Origin of the sequence: Bradyrhizobium sp. SZCCHNRI3043 (assembly GCF_032377735.1) — a bacterium.
Classification (GTDB): domain Bacteria; phylum Pseudomonadota; class Alphaproteobacteria; order Rhizobiales; family Xanthobacteraceae; genus Bradyrhizobium.
Genome location: NZ_JAUHID010000003.1, coordinates 25,573 through 45,164 on the forward strand (window position 1 = coordinate 25,573; position 19,592 = coordinate 45,164).

17 protein-coding genes and 1 riboswitch are annotated in these 19,592 nt (G+C 67.6%); of the genes, 10 read left to right on the forward strand and 7 right to left on the reverse strand.

Annotated elements, in window-relative coordinates:
• Positions 1 to 88: 88 nt before the first annotated feature.
• From QX124_RS08925 to QX124_RS08945, 5 genes are all read right to left on the reverse strand, one after another.
• The gene (locus QX124_RS08925; protein ID WP_315796939.1) at positions 89 to 2,512 is read right to left on the reverse strand and encodes an aerobic carbon-monoxide dehydrogenase large subunit; all 2,424 of its coding nucleotides are present in this window, start codon (positions 2,510 to 2,512) and stop codon (positions 89 to 91) included.
• Positions 2,509 to 3,009: a (2Fe-2S)-binding protein gene (locus tag QX124_RS08930; protein WP_315796940.1), complete on the reverse strand. Its 501-nt coding sequence runs from the start codon at positions 3,007 to 3,009 to the stop codon at positions 2,509 to 2,511. Before QX124_RS08930 ends, QX124_RS08925 begins: the two co-directional genes overlap by 4 nt.
• Before the next feature lie 224 nt (positions 3,010 to 3,233).
• On the reverse strand, positions 3,234 to 4,097 hold the full coding sequence (locus QX124_RS08935) for a xanthine dehydrogenase family protein subunit M (RefSeq protein ID WP_315796941.1): 864 nt from the start codon (positions 4,095 to 4,097) through the stop codon (positions 3,234 to 3,236).
• Positions 4,098 to 4,425: 328 nt separating this feature from the next.
• Positions 4,426 to 5,634, reverse strand: a complete 1,209-nt coding sequence (locus QX124_RS08940) for an MHYT domain-containing protein (protein ID WP_315771839.1) — start codon at positions 5,632 to 5,634, stop codon at positions 4,426 to 4,428.
• 483 nt (positions 5,635 to 6,117) lie between these two features.
• A complete protein-coding gene (locus tag QX124_RS08945; protein WP_315771838.1) occupies positions 6,118 to 6,723 on the reverse strand; it encodes a 6,7-dimethyl-8-ribityllumazine synthase in 606 nt (201 codons plus the stop codon).
• 77 nt (positions 6,724 to 6,800) lie between these two features.
• A riboswitch (FMN riboswitch) is annotated at positions 6,801 to 6,997 on the reverse strand.
• A gap of 393 nt (positions 6,998 to 7,390) precedes the next feature.
• On the opposite strand from QX124_RS08945, the gene QX124_RS08950 reads away from it, so the two are divergent.
• Together QX124_RS08950 and proC are read left to right on the forward strand one after the other, a co-directional pair.
• Positions 7,391 to 7,891 carry a YbjN domain-containing protein gene (locus tag QX124_RS08950; RefSeq protein ID WP_315771836.1) on the forward strand — a complete coding sequence of 167 codons (501 nt, stop codon included), beginning with the start codon at positions 7,391 to 7,393 and terminating at the stop codon, positions 7,889 to 7,891.
• 163 nt (positions 7,892 to 8,054) lie between these two features.
• Positions 8,055 to 8,882 carry a pyrroline-5-carboxylate reductase gene (gene proC, locus QX124_RS08955; protein ID WP_315796942.1) on the forward strand — a complete coding sequence of 276 codons (828 nt, stop codon included), beginning with the start codon at positions 8,055 to 8,057 and terminating at the stop codon, positions 8,880 to 8,882.
• Between the two features lie 19 nt (positions 8,883 to 8,901).
• On the opposite strand, the gene QX124_RS08960 is transcribed toward proC, so the two are convergent.
• Together QX124_RS08960 and QX124_RS08965 are read right to left on the reverse strand one after the other, a co-directional pair.
• On the reverse strand, positions 8,902 to 10,218 hold the full coding sequence (locus QX124_RS08960; RefSeq protein WP_315771833.1) for a TAXI family TRAP transporter solute-binding subunit: 1,317 nt from the start codon (positions 10,216 to 10,218) through the stop codon (positions 8,902 to 8,904).
• A gap of 310 nt (positions 10,219 to 10,528) precedes the next feature.
• Positions 10,529 to 11,767, reverse strand: coding sequence for an MFS transporter (locus tag QX124_RS08965; protein WP_315796943.1), 1,239 nt, complete (start codon positions 11,765 to 11,767; stop codon positions 10,529 to 10,531).
• Positions 11,768 to 11,962: 195 nt separating this feature from the next.
• On the opposite strand from QX124_RS08965, the gene QX124_RS08970 reads away from it, so the two are divergent.
• The 8 genes from QX124_RS08970 to QX124_RS09005 all read left to right on the forward strand — a co-directional run bounded on the left by QX124_RS08970 (position 11,963) and on the right by QX124_RS09005 (position 19,509).
• Entirely contained in the window at positions 11,963 to 12,406 is a 444-nt protein-coding gene (locus QX124_RS08970; RefSeq protein WP_315796944.1) for a hypothetical protein, read from the forward strand.
• Between the two features lie 72 nt (positions 12,407 to 12,478).
• Entirely contained in the window at positions 12,479 to 12,769 is a 291-nt protein-coding gene (locus QX124_RS08975; protein ID WP_315796945.1) for a hypothetical protein, read from the forward strand.
• Between the two features lie 10 nt (positions 12,770 to 12,779).
• Positions 12,780 to 14,192, forward strand: a complete 1,413-nt coding sequence (locus tag QX124_RS08980) for a TolC family protein (RefSeq protein ID WP_315796946.1) — start codon at positions 12,780 to 12,782, stop codon at positions 14,190 to 14,192.
• Positions 14,193 to 14,205: 13 nt separating this feature from the next.
• Positions 14,206 to 15,546, forward strand: coding sequence for a copper oxidase (locus tag QX124_RS08985; RefSeq protein ID WP_315796947.1), 1,341 nt, complete (start codon positions 14,206 to 14,208; stop codon positions 15,544 to 15,546).
• A gap of 47 nt (positions 15,547 to 15,593) precedes the next feature.
• A complete protein-coding gene (locus tag QX124_RS08990; protein ID WP_315796948.1) occupies positions 15,594 to 16,052 on the forward strand; it encodes a cupredoxin family protein in 459 nt (152 codons plus the stop codon).
• Between the two features lie 95 nt (positions 16,053 to 16,147).
• On the forward strand, positions 16,148 to 16,444 hold the full coding sequence (locus QX124_RS08995; RefSeq protein ID WP_315796949.1) for a copper-binding protein: 297 nt from the start codon (positions 16,148 to 16,150) through the stop codon (positions 16,442 to 16,444).
• A 182-nt stretch (positions 16,445 to 16,626) separates the two neighbouring features.
• Positions 16,627 to 16,920, forward strand: coding sequence for a DUF1330 domain-containing protein (locus tag QX124_RS09000; protein WP_315796950.1), 294 nt, complete (start codon positions 16,627 to 16,629; stop codon positions 16,918 to 16,920).
• A 357-nt stretch (positions 16,921 to 17,277) separates the two neighbouring features.
• On the forward strand, positions 17,278 to 19,509 hold the full coding sequence (locus tag QX124_RS09005; RefSeq protein WP_315796951.1) for a tetratricopeptide repeat protein: 2,232 nt from the start codon (positions 17,278 to 17,280) through the stop codon (positions 19,507 to 19,509).
• The last annotated feature ends 83 nt before the right edge of the window (positions 19,510 to 19,592 follow it).

Consider the following 19,592-nt stretch of genomic DNA (forward strand, 5'->3'; position numbering starts at 1 on the left):
CACTGCCCGTGGGGTACCCCCCTCCCTAGCCCTCCCCCACAAGGGGGGAGGGAACGCGCGCGCGCGGCGAACGCCAACGCCTTCAATATTACGACCCCAATACACCCAGGTTCTTCGCCGCCTGCCAGTTGCGCCAATAATCATGCGGCATCTGGATGTGCGTCGAGCCTAAGAACGAGAACGCGTCATTGACCGCGTTGGAGAACGCCGGCACGCCGCCGACATTGGGGCTTTCGCCGACGCCCTTGGCGCCGATCGGGTGATGCGGCGAGGGCGTCACCGTGAAGTCGGTCTCCCAATGCGGCGTCTCGACCGCGGTCGGCATGAAGAAGTCCATGAACGAGCCGGTCACGACATTGCCTTCGGAATCGTAGCGGATCTCCTGGCCCATCGCGATCGCGAAGGCTTCGGTGAGGCCGCCATGAATCTGGCCCTCGATGATCATCGGATTGATGCGGGTGCCGCAGTCATCGAGCGCATAGAAGCGCCGGACCTTGTACACGCCGGTGTCGACGTCGATGTCCATTACGCAGAGATAGGCGCCGAACGGATAGGTCATGTTGGGTGGATCGTAGTAGCTCACCGCCTCCAGCCCCGGCTCCATGCCGGGCGGTACGGAGTTGTAGGCCGCCCAGCAGATGTCCTTCATCGACATCACCTTCTCGGGCAGGCCCTTGACCCGGAAGCCGTCGATGTCCCATTCGAGATCGTCCTCATGGACCTCGAGCTTGTAGGCCGCGATCATCTGCGCCTTGGCCTTGATCTTGCGCGCGGCCATGGCGATGGCTGCCCCTGCGACGGGCGTCGAGCGCGAGCCGTAGGTGCCGAGGCCATAGGGCGCCGTGTCGGTGTTGCCCTCCTCGACCATGATGTTGTCGGCGGGAATGCCGATCTCGCTGGCGATGATCTGGGCCCAGGTGGTCTCGTGCCCCTGGCCCTGGCTCTTGGTGCCCATCCGCGCGATGCCGGCGCCGGTCGGATGCAGCCGGATCTCGCAGGAATCGAACATCGCGATGCCGAGAATGTCGCAGTTCTTCGACGGTCCGGCGCCGACGATCTCGGTGAAGAAGGAAACGCCGATGCCCATGATCTCGCGGGTCTCGCCGCGCTGGAAGGCGGCGCGCTTCTCGGCCTGCTCCTTGCGCAAGGCCACGTAGTCCACGGCCTCCATCATCTTGCGCATGGCGGTGTGGTAGTCGCCGGAGTCATATTCCCAGCCCAGCGCCGAGTGGTAAGGAAACTGCTCCGGCCTGACGAAGTTCTTCAGGCGTAGCTCGGCCGGATCCATGCCGAGTTTCTGCGCCAGAATGTCCATCGCGCGCTCGATGCAATAGGCCGCCTCGGTGACGCGGAACGAGCAGCGATAGGCGACGCCGCCCGGCGCCTTGTTGGTGTAGACGCCGTCGACGACGCAATGCGCGACCGGGAAATCATAGGAGCCGGTGACGATGTTGAAGAAGCCGGCCGGCCATTTCGACGGATCGGCGCAGGCATCGAAGCCGCCATGGTCGGCCAGCACGTGGACGCGCAGGCCGGTGACCTTGCCGTCCTTCGTCGCAGCGATTTCCGTTGTCATGTGATAGTCGCGCGCAAAGGCGGTTGCGGTCAGATTCTCGATGCGGTCCTCGACCCATTTGACCGGCTTGCCGGTGACGATGGAGGCCACCGCGGCGCAGATGTAGCCAGGATAGGCGCCGACCTTGTTGCCGAAGCCGCCGCCGATATCCGGCGCGATGACGTGGATCTTCTGTTCCGGCAGTTTTGCGATCAGCGATACCACCGTGCGGATGACATGCGGCGCCTGGAAGGTGCCCCAGATCGTCAGCTCGCCCTTGATCTTGTCGAACGAGCAGACGCACTGGCAGGTCTCCAGCGGCGATGGATGGGTGCGGTGATAGGAGATCATCTCCTTGATCGTGACGTCGGCCTTCTTGAACGCGGCGTCGGTGAGCTCCTTGTCGCCGACGCTCCACTCGAAGATGTGGTTGTGGTGCTTGCGCGGGCCGTGCGCGCCCGAGGTCTTGCCGACGAGGTCCTCGCGCAGCACGGGCGCATCCGAATCCATCGCCTTGAACGGATCGACCAGCACCGGCAGCGGCTCGTACTCGACCACGACCTTGTTGACGCCGTCATCGGCGGCGTAGCGGTCGGTGGCGACGACAAAGGCGACCTCCTGGTTCTGGAACAGCACCTTGCCGTCGGCGAGCACCATCTGCACGTCGCCGGCCAAGGTCGGCATCCAGGCGAGGTTGACGGTCTTCAGGGTCTCAGCGGTGATGACCGCGAGCACGCCGGGCACCTTCAGCGCCTCCTCGGTGTGGATCGCCTTCACCCGCGCATGGGCATGCGGCGAGCGCACGAAGTCGCCGTGCAGCATGCCCGGCAGCTTGACGTCATCGACGTAGTTGCCCTTGCCTTGGGTAAAGCGGACGTCCTCGACGCGCTTGCGCCGGCAGCCCATGCCTTCGAGTGCGGCTTCGCGTTGTTCCCGCGTGGGAGTCAGGTCGTTCATTCCGCGGCCTCCTGGAATTCAACGCCGTTGATCTTGGCGGCGGCGTATTGGATCGCCTTGACGATGTTCTGATAGCCGGTGCAGCGGCAGATGTTGCCGGAGATGCCGGCGCGGATCTCGGCCTCGGTCGGTGAGGGATTCTCCTGCAGCAGCCGGTGCGCGCGGAGAATCATGCCCGGCGTGCAGAAGCCGCATTGCAGGCCATGCATCATGCGAAAGCCTTCCTGCAGCGCCGACAGCGATCCGTCGGCGTTGGCCATGCCTTCGATCGTGGTGATCTCGGAGCCGTTGGCCTGCACCGCGAGCATGGTGCAGCTCTTCACGCTCATGCCGTCGATGTCGATGGTGCAGGCACCGCAATGGCTGGTCTCGCAGCCGATATGGGTGCCGGTGAGCTGCGCCTGCTCGCGCAGGAAATGAACCAGCAGCGTGCGTGGCTCGGCGAGGCCCTCGACCTCGCTGCCGTTCACCTTCATCGTGATATGGGTTTTGGGCATTCGTTGCTCCCTGGGAAATCGCAAAGCTTGGGCACCACTTGAGCCGCAGTGTCAGTGCGCTCCCCTCCCCCTTGCGGGGAGGGGTCGGGGGTGGGGGTCCACAGCGGCAGTGTCGCTTGGGGCTACCCCCCTCCCCCGCCCCTCCCCCACAAGGGGGGAGGGAGAAGAGAGATCGTGCCGCGAGGCGATGACCGCCTGCGTGGCAATAGCGTCGACCAACTCTGTTACTTCGCCCGCCTCGCAGCGCGCTGCAGCGCGCGCATCACCATGATGCCGCCGACATGCGTGCGGTACTCGGCAGGTCCCCGCGCGTCGGAGGCCGGCTGCATGATCGCACGCGCGGCGCTCGCCGCCGCCTTCAGCGCGGCATCATCGAGCGTGGTGCCGATCACTGCAGTCGCCGCGTCGGTCGCCAGCAACGGCGTCTCATGCAGATTGGTCAGTGCGATCACGCACGTCGCCACCTTGCCGCCCGCCATCGTCAGCACCACGGCGGCTGCGGCCGTCGCATAGTCGCCGACCTTGCGCTTCAGCTTCTCGTAGGCGTAGCCGTGCCCCGCAGCCGGAAGCGGGATGCTGATGCCAGTCAGGATCTCGCCGGGCTCGAGCGCGGTGAAATAAGCGCCCTGGTAGAACTCGCGCGCCGCGATCTCGCGAACGCCGTTCAGCCCTTCGAGCCGATAGGAGGCGTCCAGCGCCAGCATCAAGGCCGGCATGTCGTTGCCGGGGTCGCCATTGGCAACATTGCCGCCGAGCGTGCCGCGGTAGCGCACCTGCGGATCGGCGATCAAGAGCGCGGTCTCGTGCAGGATCGGCAGCGCCTCACCAATGTCGGCAGACGCCAGCAGCTCGGCCTGCGTGGTCATCGCGCCGATGACGATGCGGTCGCCATCGCGGCGGATGCCCTTGAGCCCGGCGATGCCGTGCAGATCGATCAGATGCGCCGGGGTCGCCAGCCGCAGCTTCATCATCGGCAGCAGGCTGTGGCCGCCGGCGAGCGGTCGCGCGTCATCGCCGAGGTCGGCGAGCAGCTTGATCGCATCGCTGACGCTCGCCGGCCGGTGATAGTCGAACGGGCCAGGAATCATGACGTTTCCTCTCCTGTGCTGGCCTGCTCTATCGGCAAGGCCGTCGCGTTGTTGCGGCGGGCGTTCGTGCTGCGAGAGCGAAGTGCGAACGCGGACGCATCGCGGATTGGCGCGGAGCGTCGATCGGGATCGCTGGCCGCGCAACGAAGCCGGCACGGAGAGCGGCGAAATCGCACGAAATGCGGCTGGTCGTGCACGAATTGCGTCAGCGAGGGCGACCCAATCGCGCGAGTGACGGCGTGAGCGGCCGCGCAAGACGCGCGCGCGGTGTTGCATGCGTTGGGGAGAATGGCGGCGCTCTGTTGCGGCAGCGAAACGAACGCTGAACTCAGGCCGGCCGCCGCAGCCCGAGCCGCGCCTTGACCTCGGCGACCTTGGCGCGGCTCACCGGCACGCGCGGCTTCGAGGGGCCATCGAGCTCGATGATCGCGCCCTCGCCTTCCCGACCGACGTAGATCACATGCTCGATCGCGACGATGTGGCTGCGGTGCACGCGGATGAAGCGGCCGGGATCGAGCTGCGCCTCAGCCTCGGAGATCGACCATGGGCACATCCGCTCCCGGGTGCCGTCGTGGATCCGCGTGTAGTGCGCATCGGCGCGCACGCTGCGCACGTCCCCGGCATCGATGAAATGGGTGCCGTTGGCGCCCTCCAGTGGCAGCCGCGCCGCGGTCGCGCGCGGCGGCTGGCCGATGCCCCCCAGCGGCGCCGCCGTCGCCCGGCTCGGAACGGCGACCTCGACGACCGGCTCGGCCGCCGTCGCGGCCGGCTCCGGTGCCAATTGCGGCGCAGCCTCGGCAACGGCCGGCATCGGCTGCGATTGACGGCGCGGGTCCGGCACCAGCGACAGCAAAAATCCGGCGACGATGACGAAGCACAGCACGGCGACGACGATCGCGAGCGCTTGCGGCGACGCAGCAAGTCCTGTTGCGGCGTGATGATGTCCCTCGCCCATCGGCACGACATGCATTCCCAGCATCGCCGTGTAATGCATGCCGGACACGGCGATGCCGAACGCAACCGCGCTGATGGCGAGCCGTAGCCCGTCCTGCCGCGCCAGGAAGATGCGCAGGCCGCCATAGGCGGCGACGATCGCAATCGCCACCGACAGCGCCACCAGCGCCGGATCATGCGTCAGCCCGAATGAGCCGGACAGGCCGTGCATGCCGACATAATGCATGCTGGCGATGCCGGCGCCGAGCAGCAGCGCGGAAGGGACGACGCGCCGGGGGGAGGGATCGCCGATGCTGACGAAGAACAGCGAGATGCCGATCACGAGCGCGCAGATCAGGAACGAGATGATGGTCGGCAGCACCAGATAGACGGCATCGGCCGGCAGTGGCGCCGCCATCATGCCCACGAAGTGCATGGTCCAGATGCCCACGGCCAGAATGCCGGCGGCGCCGGACAGCAGCACGCGCGCATTCTCTCCCGGACCGCTGCGGATGCGCGCGGTGAGACTGAAACCGGTATAGCCACCCAGGCTCGCGATCACGACCGAGAGCGCGACGAGATAAGGATCGTATCCTTCGATCATCCTTGTCGGCCGCCCGTCGCCACGGGCAAGCCTCCTCCCAGGAGGGATTTTACAGGGGTGGCGAGGAAATTGACAACACAAGGCGGGGAGCGTGAGGGGGCGTGGTGTCGCTGGGGTGGGGCAGACGACACGATGACTGATCGGCGCGGAGCAAGAGGCTGAATTCGAGCTCGAGCCGCGAGACGGTAAGCCCCCCTCCCCCTCGCGGGGAGGGGTCGGGGGTGGGGGGGGTCCACGAGTCGTGCTCTCGATGATGATCACTCGCATTCGAGAGGATGACGGCGATGACACACGCCATCGCATTCGTCTTGTTCGGTAAAGCAGAAGATGCACAAGACGAAGTTCGGCGCCCGGAGACCCCCACCCCCAACCCCTCCCCGCAAGGGGGAGGGGAGTTCACTGCCGTTGCCGTGAGATCTCGATCCCGGCGTTTCGATAGCGGGTGTGTGGCTAGCCTGAAGCCAGCCACACGACATCACCGCCTCAGATGATCCCCGCGGCCACCTGCCCCCGCAGCCGCTCCAGGCTCAGCAGCGTCTCGGCGCAGGCGGTCGCCACCTCGATGCCCTTGGTAGCAAAATGCTTGCGGAAGAACTCGAAATGCGCCTGCGTCTCGTGGAATTGCTGCGGCGTCAGCACCGCGGAGAACACCGGCACCTCGGTGCGCAATTGCACGTCCATCAGCGCCTTGATCACGGTGTCGGCGACGAACTCGTGGCGGTAGATGCCGCCGTCGACAACGAGGCCGGCCGCGACGATGGCGGTGTAGCGCCGCGTCTTGGCCAGGAGCTGCGCATGCAGCGGGATCTCGAACGAGCCTGGCACCTCGAAGATGTCGACCCGATCGCGCGGGATGTGGCGCGCCTCGATCTCGTCGAGGAAGGCCAGACGGCATTCGGCGACGACGTCGCGATGCCAGGCCGATTGCACGAAGGCGACGCGCTGCGGCTTGCTGAAGCGCGGATGCGACGGCGCCGGTGGCGACTCGTCGGGCGGTGACGCGACCGGCGTATCCGCCGGCGGCGACGTTCCTGCGGTGATGGTGTCGGTGGGCGTATCAGTAGGCGCGTCTTGCAACATCTGATTCATGGTTGTCCTCGTCAGAGACCAGAATCAGGGCACACGGAACAACGACGCCCCCACGCTGGATTGCGCGGGGTGCCGGGACCCGTTCTCTTTCATCCGGACTGTGACCGTCGGCTTCGGAGTCGCACCGAATCTGCTGACCCTTCTCTGCGCGACGCGTTCCGGAGAACAGAATTCTCCAGACCGTGCCTTGCCGAGAAGGCGCTCGCGGGCTCGCGCGCTCGACCGAGAAACGCTTACCGCCGGTGGGGAATTTCGCCCCGCCCTGAGAACATCGGCCGCCCGGATGGACGGCCTGAACGAACTATGCAGGCGGTCGGCGGCTGCGGCAAGGCCTCACGCCCGCGGTCCACGACGGGCGGCCATGCAACCGCTCGCGGCCGTTCCCGCGGCCAAATCGGCTCGGACGGGGCGGTTGCGGCGAATCCGATTCCGTTTTGTTCTCATTCGGCCATGATTCCACAGGCCGGACAGGAGTTGTGGACGAAGCGGTGTTTGGCTGTGGACGGACTCGCCCCCCCGTTGCGCAGATTCCGCAAATCACATCAGTTTGTCCTCGCACGCCCGGGGTACCTCTGGGACTGCAAGCCGGGTCTCGAAGCGCCGAGAGGGCGTGGGCCGGGTCGCCGCGTATGTACCAACGAGATCAAGAAGACGAGGTCGAGACGGCATGTCCCTGCTCGAAAGCACTATCGATTCCACCGACCACCCGCTGAGCGTGGTCGAGACCATTGCGGCCGACAACAACTGGATGTTCGAGCGCTCCGGCGAGGACGAGATCACGATTGCCTCCAAGGGCCAGTGGACCGACTATCAGCTCTCTTTCACCTGGATGGCGGAGATCGAGGCCCTGCATCTGGCCTGCGCCTTCGACATGAAGATTCCGGAAGCGCGCCGCGCCGAGGTGCAGCGGCTGATCGCCGCGATCAACGAGCAGCTCTGGCTCGGCCATTTCGACATCTGGACCCACACCGGCATGGTGATGCACCGCCAGGCCCTGGTGCTGCCCGGCGGGATCACCGCGTCGGGACTGCAATGCGAGAGCATGCTGGCCGGCGCCATCCACGCCTGCGAGCGCTATTTCCCGGCCTTCCAGTTCGTGGTCTGGGCCGGCAAGTCGACCCAAGAGGCCATGGCGGCCGCGCTGTTCGATACCGACGGCGAGGCGTAAGCCGCCGCCGCTTCCTCACACGCGGTGTCGTCCCTGCGCACGCAGGGACCCATACCGCGTGATGTCCGTCTGGCGCGCGACGCTTGTCGCTCTGCCCCTGCTCCACTAGAACCGCCGGTGGTTATGGGTCCCTGCTTTCGCAGGGACGACAGCGGAGTGCGTCGTGACATCAGCGGACAACAACCTGCTTCATCAGCTCACCGGCACCATCGTGCTGGCCGGCGCCGGCAAGATGGGCGGCGCGATGCTGACCGGGTGGCTGGCCGGCGGGCTCGATCCTGCGCGCCTGGTGGTGATCGAGCCGATGCCATCGGCGGAGATCACGGCGCAGGTGGCCAGGGGCGTCCGCCTCAATCCGACGGCGGCTGCGCCGGCCGAGGTCGTCATCGTCGCCGTCAAGCCGCAGATGTTCCCCGACGCCGGCCCCGCCTTGAAGCCGTGGGTCGGCGACGCGACGCTGGTGCTGTCGATCATGGCGGGGACGACGATCGCCGGCCTGCAGCAAACGATCGGCGGCGCGGTCGTGCGCGCGATGCCGAACACGCCCGCCGCGATCGGCCGCGGCATCACCGTGGCGGTGCCCGCCGCCAACGTCAGCGCCGCGCAACGGGCGCTGACCGACGCGCTGCTGCGCGCCACCGGCGCGGTGGAATGGGTCGACGACGAGGCGCTGATGGACGCGGTGACCGCGGTGTCCGGCTCGGGTCCTGCCTATGTGTTCCTGCTCGCCGAGGAACTCGCCCGCGCCGGCGTCGCCGCGGGCCTGCCCGAGGCGCTGGCGACGAAGCTCGCGCGCCACACCGTGTCGGGCGCCGGCGAATTGCTGCGCCAATCGGACCTGCCGTCCGCCACGCTGCGCCAGAACGTCACCTCGCCGGGCGGCACCACCGCCGCCGCGCTGTCGGTGCTGATGGGAGCCGACGGCTTCCAGCCGCTGCTGACCAGGGCGGTCGCCGCGGCCACGGCGCGCTCGAAAGAGCTCGCGAAGTAGACAACCGCGAGCTGACAGCTCAGCGCGACGGCGTCGGCGGCCCGCCATGCTGCTGGCGCCATTGCAGGAACTGGCGGAACAGGGAGCTGCGCTCAGCCGGATCGTTGGACAGCTGTCCCCCGCTCTGGCGCACGAAGCTCTCGAACTGGGTCTGGCGCACGTCGGCGACCTGCGGCCGCGGCACCATGTTGCGCGCCAGCAGCCACTCGTCCGCCGCCTTGAACCGCTTCCAGTTCGGGATGGCGGCGACGATGCTCGACTCCCGCCATTTCGGATGCCGCGGCGGCTTCATGAACTCGTCGTAGTTGGCGAAGAACGCCTCGACGAAGCGCGCCACCTTTCGGTAGCGCTCGGTATTCTCCGGCCAATTGTAGCTGACGAGCAGCATGCCGATCGCCACCGTCTCGATCGTCTCGCCGGGGTTGAGCAGGTTCGGATATTCCTCCGAGGACAATGTCGTCGGCAGATAGAGGTCCTGCAGCCGGCGGTCGTAGGGGATCGTCACGAGGTGCAGCGCGCGGTTGTCGTTCCTGATGCTGCGGGCGAGCTGGAACACCTTTCCGGTGGAGACGATGTAGGCGTCGGCGTCGCCATCGATCAGCTTCTGGATCGATCTGGCATCATCGGTCGCGTAGTCGAACGACGCCGTCAGGCCGAGCCGGTTGAAGATCACGCGCGCGGAATAGAAGCCGACATCGGTCGGCGCGATGATGCGCTTGCCGTTGAGGTCGAAGATCGAGCGGATCGAGGAGCGCGCGATGACATGGATCTCGTTGTGATAGAGCCGCGCGATGTAGCGGAGCTGCGAGGTGATGTCGGGGATGCCGTATTGCAGGCGGTAGAATTCGGGCACGTCGGCTGCGACCGCGCCCATGTCGATGCTCTTCAGGAACAGAATGTCGGAGACGTTGCGCACCGGTCCCTTGCCGAGCACCGGCAGCACGCGGACGTTGGTCTGATCATCGAGCACGCGCGCCATGTCCGAGCCGAACACGGAGGTGGCGCCGCCGGCCGGCGCGGTGATGATGGTGACGGTGCCGTCGTTGACGTCGGTCGGGTTGGGCAGCCGCCATACGTCCGGCCCGCTGCCGGGCGCGGGCGACAGCGACGCCGGCAGGCCGGCGGGACGTGGCGGCGCGGGGATCACGGGCGCGCCGTTCGGCCGGGCGGCCGGGGCGACAGGCACGATGATGGAGCGGGTCGCTGCCGGGCGCGGCGGCTGCGGCGGTTGTTGTTGCAGCTGCGGCCACGCCTGCGCCGATGCCTGGCTCAGCATGAGTCCGGCTGCGAGCGCGGCGAGCACGACTTGCGAAGCTGCCTTCGTGACGATGGACATAGCGCAACGGCCTCCTGCACCATCGCGATGCCGCCGCAGCGTTCTCGACCGGTCCGGAGCATTCACCTCGAGGCCTGCCTGCGTCAGGCATGCGACGGGCGACCGCGGCCTCGGCTGAGACCTCGCGACAACCAACCTCGCGATGCGGAGCACGCACGAGGCCAAATGGCCACGATCGGCTCCGATCGAGTTCCACAGTTGGGTGAGGTGATTCGATGAATTTGCGGCGGGCGCCGGGATTTTGTATGACGACGTGCATATAAACCGGATATTGGACTCCGGCTGTGGCTCCGATGCAACGCCTCTTGTTTCAGGCCGCCAGCCGGTGTTGCCGTCGTGCCAGGATCAGCAGCGTCACGACGATGCCGAGGTTCAGGCCATTCCACGCGATGCCGTTGGCGAAGGCCGCCGAATAGGACCCCGTGGCGTCGAAGATGACGCCCGAGACCCAGCCGCCGAACGACATGCCGAACACCGAGGCGAAGATGATGATGCCGACCCGGGTGGCGGCCTCGCGTGCCGGCATCGCCTCACGCACGATGATCGCATAGCTCGGCACGATGCCGCCCTGGAACAGGCCGAACATGCCCGAGATCAAATAGAGCGACGTCAAGCCATCGAAGAACAGATAGAACAGAAGCGCAAAACCCTGCGCCAGCGAGCCGATCAGCAACGTCCGCATGCCGCCGACACGGTCGGCGAGAAAGCCGGAGCCGATCCGGCTGACGATGCCGAGCGCCATCATCAAGGACAGCATCTGCGCGCCGACAGCGACGCCATAGCCGAGGTCGCCGCAATAGGCGACGATGTGCACCTGCGGCATCGCCATCGCCACGCAGCAGGCGATCGCGGCGATGCTGAGCAGCACGGTCAGCGCGTTGGTGGAGATCGGCAGCTCCAGTTGCGGCGGCGCCGCGCCGGCATGGTCCTGCGCGCCGGCACCGTCCATGCGCGCGCGCAGCACCAGGAGCAGCGCGCTCATCGTCACCGCGCAGAAGACACCGAGCGCGACATGGCTGGCGCGCCAGCCGATCTGCTGCACGCCCCAATTCACCAGCGGCGGCCACACCGTGCCGGCGACGTAGTTGCCCGAGGCGACGATGGTGACGGCGAGGCCGCGATAGCGCACGAACCAGTGCGATGCCTCCGCCATCAGCGGCGCGAAGGTGACGGACGAACCGATCCCGATCAGGAAATACACCGCCTGAAACTGCCACAGCGTCACCGACGCGCCGGCGAGCAGATAGGCGGCCGCGGTGCAGGTGATGCTGAGGGCCATCGCGGTGACGATGCCGAAGCGGTCGGTGATGCGGCCGACGACGACGCCGCCGAGGCCGAAGCCGAACATCGTCAGCGTATAGGCCAGCGAGACCGCGCCGCGGCTGGCGGCGAACTCGGCCTGCACGACCGGCAGAACGACGACGACGGTCCACATCCCGGCGCCGCCGATGGAACCGATGACGAGCGCAAGCGCCAGCCGCGCCCAGGCCTGGCGCGAGTCCGGAATGAAATGAGGCGCTTCCTCGAATCTTGTATTGGGTCCGTGCACGATGTCCGCAACTTCATTGCCGCACCGCATCAGGTCAAGCCACATTGCTGCGGCATTGGGCATGCAGAAGCAGCGCAACAGGAGGGATCTGCACGATCACGGTCCGGCCCTCTTGGCGGCGCCGCGCTTTATCATTAGGTTGCGCGGCGGATCGGAGTGATTTGGGCGCGCATGTCGTTGGGACTGACACGGAAGATGCTGATGGTGGCGGGACGGCTGCTCGTCCTCGCTTACCTCGTCTGCGTGCTCAGCCCGGGCGTGGCGCTCGCGCTGGGCGATGGGGCGGCGCCCTGCTTCGACGAGACCGTCGTTGCCGTTGCGGCCACTCATCATGACGCGGCTCATCACGAGATGATCTTGGCGGCGATGCCGCAGGTAGAGACCGCGCACGCCCATCATCATGATCACCCTGTTGCAGACGCTGGGATGCACGCGCCAGCTCCCGCGCCGTCGCACCACGATCACAGCAAGATGCCGGGCCCCTGTTGCGCCATGATGTGCGCCGTGGGCCTCGCTGCCGCGCTGCCGGCGGTCACCCTTCCCGCTTCGTTCGCCGCCACCAGCGTGACCCCGCGCGACGAAGGCCTGCCCGGTCGCACGCCGCCGCGCCTGTATCGGCCCCCCATCGTCCTGGTCTGAGCGAACGACGCCGGCTTCGTGCGCGTGTCGCGCGCGGCTGCTCGCGATTCATCGACAGACCAAGGATACCTCATGTTGTCGCAATACATGGCGACGCCCGCTGCCGCATCTCCGGCGCGGCGCAGCCTGCCATTCTCCGTTGCCGCTTGCGCATTGACGCTGCTTGCCGCGGCGAGCCTCGGCGCCTGCCAGCCGCGCACGATCGCATTGGCCGAGGCTGATCCGGCCGATCCGGCGGCGAACGTTGCGCCCGTGCGCATGTCGGGGGTCGTCGGGCCCTACACGCCGCTGCGCCCGGCCGCGCCGGCCGCCTGGGGCCAGCGCACCGACCCCGGCGCACCGCGCCCTGAGCCGAGCCGCTAAGGAGCGCCACATGCAGGGGATCATCAGGCTCGCGGCGCTCGCCGCAGCACTTGCGCTCGCAGGCTGTGCCTCGTTCTCGCCGGACGGCGGCATGAGCGCCGTCGCGGACATCACCGGCCACACCACCGGCAAGGAGGTCGCCTCCGTGAGAGGCAATGACGACGCCGAACGCGTCCACGCTGCGACGCGCCGCCTGCTCGCCCGGCCCTTGTCGGCCGATGCCGCCGTGCAGATCGCGCTGTTCAACAACAAGGGCCTGCAGGCGGCCTACAACGCGCTCGCGCTCAGCGAGGCGGACATGGTCGAGGCCAGCCTGCCGCCGAACCCGACCTTCTCCCTGATGCGCATCAGCGGCGACGGCGCGCTGGAGGCCGAGCGCCAGGTCGCCGGCGACATCCTGGCGCTCGCCACCTTGCCGCTGCGCTCGGAGATCGCGCGCGAGCGGTTTCGCCAGGCCCAGTTGAAGGCCGCGCTGGCGACGCTGCGGCTCGCCGCGGAGGTGCGCCGCGCGCATGTGCGCGTCGTCGCCGCCACCGAGCTGGTGGCCCTGCTGGTCGAGGCGCAATCGGCCGCGGAGGCGACCGCGAAGCTCGCCTCGAAGCTCGGCGAGACCGGCGCGCTCAACCGGCTCGACCAGGCGCGCGAGCAGGTGTTCTATGCCGAGACCACGGCCGAGCTCGCCACCGCCCGCCGTGCCGCCAGAAGCGCCCGCGAGCGGCTGATCCGGCTGATGGGCCTGTGGGGCGACGATCTGAATTTCCGCCTGCCAGATCGGTTGCCGGCGCTGCCGCGCCGCCCGCTGAGCCAGCCGTTCGTCGAGGCCGATGCCGTCGGCCATCGCATCGATCTGCAGATCGCCCGCCTCGAGCTCACGGCGCTCGGCACATCGCTGCAGCTCAGCGAGGCGACGCGCTTCGTCACCCTGCTCGATCTCGCCGGCCTCGATCGCAAGACCGTCGAGCCCGACGGCCGCGTCATCCGCGAACGCGGTTACGACGTGCAGTTCCAGATCCCGATCTTCGACGGCGGCGAGGTCCGCGTGCGGCGGGCCGCCGAGACCTACAACATCGCCTTCAACCGCCTCACCGAGCGCGCCGTCACCGTCCGCTCCGAGGCGCGCGACGCCTATCGCAGCTACCGCGCGGCCTTCGACATCGCCGGCCACTACGCCCGCGAGGTGCTGCCGCTGCGCCGGATCATCAGCGAGGAGATGCAACTGCGCTATTCCAGCATGCAGGTCGACATCTTCGCGCTGCTGCTCGAGGCGCGGCAGCGCCTGGCGTCACGCCGCGCCGCGATCGACGCCGTCAGAGACTTCTTCCTCGCCGAGGCCGAGCTGTCGGCTGCGGTCAATGGCGGAGTCGCGAGCAGCGAGGACAGCACACAGCAGACCGCGAGCGCGCTCGCGCCAAGCAACGACTGACAGGAGAGCACGCATGTTTTCACGCCGCACACTGCTCGGCTCCGCGGCGCTGGCCGGCGCCTCCGCCGTCTCCGGCCGGGTCCAGGCCGCCGCCATTCCCGAAGCGCCGGTGATGGACAAGGCGGTGATGCAGCCCCCGCTGCATCCCAGCGCCGGGCCGGACTATCAGCCCGTGGTCACGCTCAACGGCTGGTCGCTGCCGTTCCGCATGAACGGCGACTGGAAGGAATTCCATCTCGTCGCCGAGCCGGTCACCCGCGAGTTCGCGCCCGGCATGACCACGCATCTGTGGGGCTATAACGGCCAGTCGCCGGGCCCGACCATCGAGGCGGTCGAGGGCGACAAGGTCAGGATCTTCGTCACCAACAGGCTGCCGGAATACACCACCGTGCACTGGCACGGCGTCATCCTGCCCTGCGGCATGGACGGCGTCGGCGGCCTGACGCAGCCGCACATCAAGCCGGGCAAGACCTTCGTCTACGAGTTCGAGATGAGGCACGCCGGCACCTTCATGTATCACCCGCATGCCGACGAGATGGTGCAGATGGCGATGGGCATGATGGGCATGATCGTCGTGCATCCGCGCGGGCCGCAGCCGCCGCCGCCGCCGGTCGACCGCGACTTCGTGTTCGTGATGTCGACCTATCGCATCGAGCCCGGCAGCTACCTGCCGAAGGTCACCGAGATGACCGACTTCAACATGTGGACCTGGAACGCGCGGGTGTTTCCCGGCATCGATCCCCTGCCGGTGCGGCTCGGCGATCGCGTCCGCATCCGCATCGGCAATCTCACCATGACCAACCATCCGATCCACCTCCACGGCCACAAGTTCAAGGTGATCGGCACCGATGGCGGCTGGCTTCCCGAAACGGCGCAATTGCCGGAGACCACGACCGACGTGCCGGTCGGCGCGGTGCGCGTGCTCGACTTCACCGCCGACAATCCCGGCGACTGGGCGTTCCACTGCCACAAGTCGCATCACACGATGAATGCGATGGGCCACGACATGCGCAACCTGGTCGGCGTGCCGCGCAAGGAGCTGGCCGCCGCCGTCGGCAAGCTCGCGCCCGACGGCATGGTGATGGGCAACACCGGCATGGCGATGGGCAGCATGGAGATGCCGGCGCCCGACAACACCCTGCCGATGATGACCGGCAGCGGCCAGTTCGGGCCGATCGAGATGGGCGGCATGTTCACGACCGTGAAGGTACGCGAGGGCCTCGCCCGCGACGACTACCGCGATCCCGGCCCTTATCAGTTCCCGCAGGGCAGCGTGGCCTATGAGGTCGCAAGCGCACCGGAGCCGGTGCGGCGAAGCGACGGCCCACCGACGCAGGTCCGCACCCAGCGCTGAATTCACCAAGCACCGCATCAACCGACGACCACCATCAGGAGATCTCCATGAAGACTGCATTCGCGATCAGCGCAATGGCGGCGGCCGCTCTGATCGTCGCACCGGCCCGTGGCCATGAGCAGCACGGATCGCGCGGCTATTCCGCCGGCGAGCCGGGCGATCCCAAACAGCCGTCACGCACCATCGAGGTGCTCCTCAGCGAGATGGAGTTCACGCCAGCGCGCATCGAGGTCAAGCGCGGCGAGCAGATCCGCTTCGTGCTGCGCAACACCGGCAAGGAGGATCACGAGTTCCTGCTCGCCACCAAGGCCGAGAACCTGAAGCACGCCGCGGTCATGAAGAAGCACCCGCATATGGAGCACGACGAGCCGAACGGCACCCGGCTCGCGCCGAACAAGACCGCCGAGCTGCTGTGGCGGTTCACCAAGCCCGGCACGTTCGAATATTCCTGCCTGATCCCAGATCATCGCGAGTTCGGCATGACCGGCCACGTTGCCGTGAAGTGACGGATGAAGCCGTCTTGACAAGGCGTAGGGCGGATCAGCGCAGCGTCATCCGCCCTACGCCTCGCTATGAGTTCACCAGTAGAAGGAAACACATCATGAAGACGTTCTCTCAGCTCACGACCGCCGCCGCGTTGGTTCTCGCTCTCGCGAGCCCTGCCCTCGCCGCCGAGGCGATCAGCGGCGACGTCAAGAAGGTCGATGAGGCCAACGCCAAGATCACGCTCCACCACGGCCCGGCCAAGAGCCTTGGCATGGGCGAGGCCATGACGATGGTCTACCGCGTCAAGGACGCCGCGCTGCTGAAGGGCCTCAAGGCCGGCGACAAGGTGAAGTTCGAGGCGGTCGAGGACGCCTCCGGCTACACGGTGACGAAGATCGAGAAGGGCAAGTAGGCGGCAGCGTTTCGAGCCGCCCCTCTGTCCACCGCCATTCCGGGGCGCGCGCGGCGACGACGTCGCCGGACAGCGCGAGCCCGGAATGACGTGCGGGTGGATGAGGCTACGAACCGGCGGCCGGATGTGTTTGCATTCCAAGTTCTGATCGTATGATCGCGGCTCCCTGCGCGGAGCATGCCATGAAAGCCTATCTCGTCCTCGATCTCGCCGTTCACGACTTCGCGGCGTTCAAGGTCTATATCGAACGAATCCCCGCCTTCATCGCGAGGCATGGCGGCCGCTACATCGTCCAAGGCGCGGTGCCCACGCCGGTCGAAGGCAGCTGGACGCCCGAGCGGATGGTGATCCTGGAATTCCCGTCGCGCCAGACCGCCACCGACTTCCTCGGTGATCCCGAGATCCAGGGCCTCTTCGCGATCCGTCACCGGACCACGACGAGCCGGCTGGTGCTGGTCGACGGCTGCACGGCGTGAGCGCGCGTTGCAATGTCGTGCCGGACGACGGTGCCCAGCTAAGGAAGATCCCTATCGTCGGTGTGACATCCGCAGTTGGTGGATCGCGCGGCGCTGATCCACCCTGCGCGAGCTGCCCCGTCATTCCCCGGGGCATCGCGGGCGCGACAAGCTCCTTCCGTCATCCCGTTAACCATTTGCTAACCATGACGCGGGCAAGCTTTGCCGCGTCGCGCTGCGCGTGGCCGGCGACCGGACGACCACAGGACATCCTGGGCTTTGCTGCCGCCGGGCATGGCGGCGCCCCGGTTGCCGGCCGCAGCGCATCGCTGCGGCGTCCGACGCCATGCCGTCCTGTCTGTCCGGAGACCCAAGTCCTTGAGCACCGTCGGTTCGCGCGCCTTCCAGAAGGCACGACAGGAAAAGAAGCAGAAGAAGCTCGTCGAGGGGCAGTTGGCGGTGGCGTTCAAGGCCTTCCAGGCCGGACGCCAGGCGGAGACGCAGGCGCTGTGCGCGAAGCTGCTGCAGGAGGTCCCCGGCTGCTTCGATGCCATGCATCTGCTCGGCGTGTCCCTGGTGTCGTCGGCACGCTTCGCCGAGGCCACCGCCTTCCTGGCGCAGGCCGTCGCGATGGAGCCGAATTCCGCCGACGCGCAGTCCAATCTCGGCTGGGCGCTGATCAATTGCGAGCGCTACGAGGAGGCGCGCGCCGCGCTGGAGCGATCGCTGGCGCTGCGCCCGAATGCGCCGATCACCTTGCGCAACCTCGCGATCGCGCTGCTGCGGCTCGGACAGGGTGAGGCCTCGCTCGCGGCCGCGACGCGGGCCCTCGAGCTCAAGCCCGACGACGTCGATGCCTGGTGCAATCGCAGCGTCGCCGAGCTGATGCTGCGGCGCTGGGACGCCGCTGCCGCCAGCGCCGAGCGCGCGCTGGCCTTCAACCCGAACCATTTCGAGGCCACGGTCAACAAGGGTCTCGCGCAACTCGAGCTGCACCATTTCGAGCTGGCGGAAGCGACCTTCAATGCGGCGCTGGCCGCACGCCCGTCCCATGCCGAGCTGCGGGCGCATCGCGGCCGGCTCTACATGATCTCGGGACGCACGGCGGAAGCCGAAGCCGATTTCGACGCCGCCGTGACGCTCGATCCCCATCTGCAATTGGGATGGCAGGGCAAGGCGCAGATCTGCATCCTCAACGGCAACGTCGCGCAGGCGATGGCCGCCTGCAAGCGCGTGCTCGACACCAATCCGAAGGCGCAGGTCGCGCTCACCCTGCTCGGCGCCTGCCGCGGCCGGCTCGGCGACGTCGCAGGCGCCATCGCCCAGTTCGACCAGGCGCTCGCGGTGCAGCCGGACTACGACGAGGCGATCACCAAGAAGATCTTCTATCTCGACTTCCTGCCCGGCGCCGACTTCGCGGTCCAGCAGGCGGCGCGGCAGTATTGGTGGATGGCGGTCGGCTCGAGATTCCCGCGCCGCAAGCTTGCGCCGCGCTCGCTCGATCCCGACAGGCGCATCGTCGTCGGCTATGTCTCGGCCGACTTCCGCATGCATTCGGCGGCCTTCGCCTTCCTGCCGGTGCTGCGCGGCCACGACAAGACGCAGGTCCAGGTCAACTGCTACTCGACCTCGCCGCGGCACGATTCCTACACCGCGACGTTCCAGTCGATTGCCGACGTCTGGGTCGAGGCCTCGAGCCTGTCCGACGACGAGCTGGCCGACCGCATCCAGGCTGATGGCGTCGACATCCTGGTCGACCTCTCCGGCTACACCACGGGCACGCGCATGCCGGTATTCGCGCGCAAGCCGGCGCCGATCCAGGTCACGGCCTGGGGCAGCGGCACCGGCACGGGCCTTGCCACCATGGACTACTTCTTCGCCGATCCGGTAACGGTGCCCGAGAGCGTCCGGCCGCTGTTCGCCGAGCACGTCCACGACCTGCCGTCGGTGATCACGATCGATCCGGTGCTCGACGTTCCGCCGGCACCGCTGCCGATGCTCACCAACGGCCACGTCACCTTCGGCGTCTACAACCGCATCGACAAGATCTCCGACGCGGCGATCGCGCTGTGGGCGCGGCTGCTCACCGAGCTCCCCGACGCGAAGCTCGTCGTCAAGCATCTCGCGCTCAACGATCCCGCGGTGCGCGACGGGCTGCTCGCCCGCTTCGTTGCGCAGGGCGTGCCCGAGGCGCGCATCCTCTGCCTCGGCGCCAGCGAGCGCGTCGAGCATCTCAAGTCCTACGAGCGCATCGACATCTCGCTCGATCCATTCCCGCAGAACGGCGGCATCTCGACGTTCGAATCGCTCTACATGGGCGTGCCGGTCGTCGCCAAGCTCGGCGCCGGCGCGGCCTCGCGCGCCGCCGGCGGCATCCTGACCGCGGCCGGCCTCGCCGACTGGGTCGCCGGCGATGATGACGGCTACATCCGGATCGCCAAGAACTTTGCCGCGCAGCCCGAGCTGCTGGCGAAGCTGCGGCCCGAGCTGCCCGGCCTGGTCGCGCGCTCGCCGGCCGGCGACGTCGCCAACTACACGCGCTGCGTGGAGGCCGGCTATCGGCAGTTCTGGCGCGACCATTGCGCCAAGGCAAGCAAGGCCGGCGCCTGATCGCGCCGGCATCGCCGAGGTCAGCATCTCGCAGCAGGCCTAGAGGCCCGATCGCAAGAACGTCCCGCGCGCGCACGAGCCGC

What these genes read in the sequence shown, in the direction of transcription:
- QX124_RS08960 (WP_315771833.1), bottom strand. Translation starts at nt 10,218, where the DNA reads ATGTCCATCGTCACGAAGGCAGCTTCGCAAGTCGTGCTCGCCGCGCTC.
- QX124_RS08930 (WP_315796940.1), bottom strand. Translation starts at nt 3,009, where the DNA reads ATGCCCAAAACCCATATCACGATGAAGGTGAACGGCAGCGAGGTCGAG.
- QX124_RS08945 (WP_315771838.1), bottom strand. Translation starts at nt 6,723, where the DNA reads ATGAATCAGATGTTGCAAGACGCGCCTACTGATACGCCCACCGACACC.
- QX124_RS08925 (WP_315796939.1), bottom strand. Translation starts at nt 2,512, where the DNA reads ATGAACGACCTGACTCCCACGCGGGAACAACGCGAAGCCGCACTCGAA.
- QX124_RS08985 (WP_315796947.1), top strand. Translation starts at nt 14,206, where the DNA reads ATGTTTTCACGCCGCACACTGCTCGGCTCCGCGGCGCTGGCCGGCGCC.
- QX124_RS08935 (WP_315796941.1), bottom strand. Translation starts at nt 4,097, where the DNA reads ATGATTCCTGGCCCGTTCGACTATCACCGGCCGGCGAGCGTCAGCGAT.
- QX124_RS09000 (WP_315796950.1), top strand. Translation starts at nt 16,627, where the DNA reads ATGAAAGCCTATCTCGTCCTCGATCTCGCCGTTCACGACTTCGCGGCG.
- QX124_RS08990 (WP_315796948.1), top strand. Translation starts at nt 15,594, where the DNA reads ATGAAGACTGCATTCGCGATCAGCGCAATGGCGGCGGCCGCTCTGATC.
- QX124_RS08980 (WP_315796946.1), top strand. Translation starts at nt 12,780, where the DNA reads ATGCAGGGGATCATCAGGCTCGCGGCGCTCGCCGCAGCACTTGCGCTC.
- QX124_RS08995 (WP_315796949.1), top strand. Translation starts at nt 16,148, where the DNA reads ATGAAGACGTTCTCTCAGCTCACGACCGCCGCCGCGTTGGTTCTCGCT.
- QX124_RS08975 (WP_315796945.1), top strand. Translation starts at nt 12,479, where the DNA reads ATGTTGTCGCAATACATGGCGACGCCCGCTGCCGCATCTCCGGCGCGG.
- QX124_RS08940 (WP_315771839.1), bottom strand. Translation starts at nt 5,634, where the DNA reads ATGATCGAAGGATACGATCCTTATCTCGTCGCGCTCTCGGTCGTGATC.
- QX124_RS08950 (WP_315771836.1), top strand. Translation starts at nt 7,391, where the DNA reads ATGTCCCTGCTCGAAAGCACTATCGATTCCACCGACCACCCGCTGAGC.
- QX124_RS08970 (WP_315796944.1), top strand. Translation starts at nt 11,963, where the DNA reads ATGCTGATGGTGGCGGGACGGCTGCTCGTCCTCGCTTACCTCGTCTGC.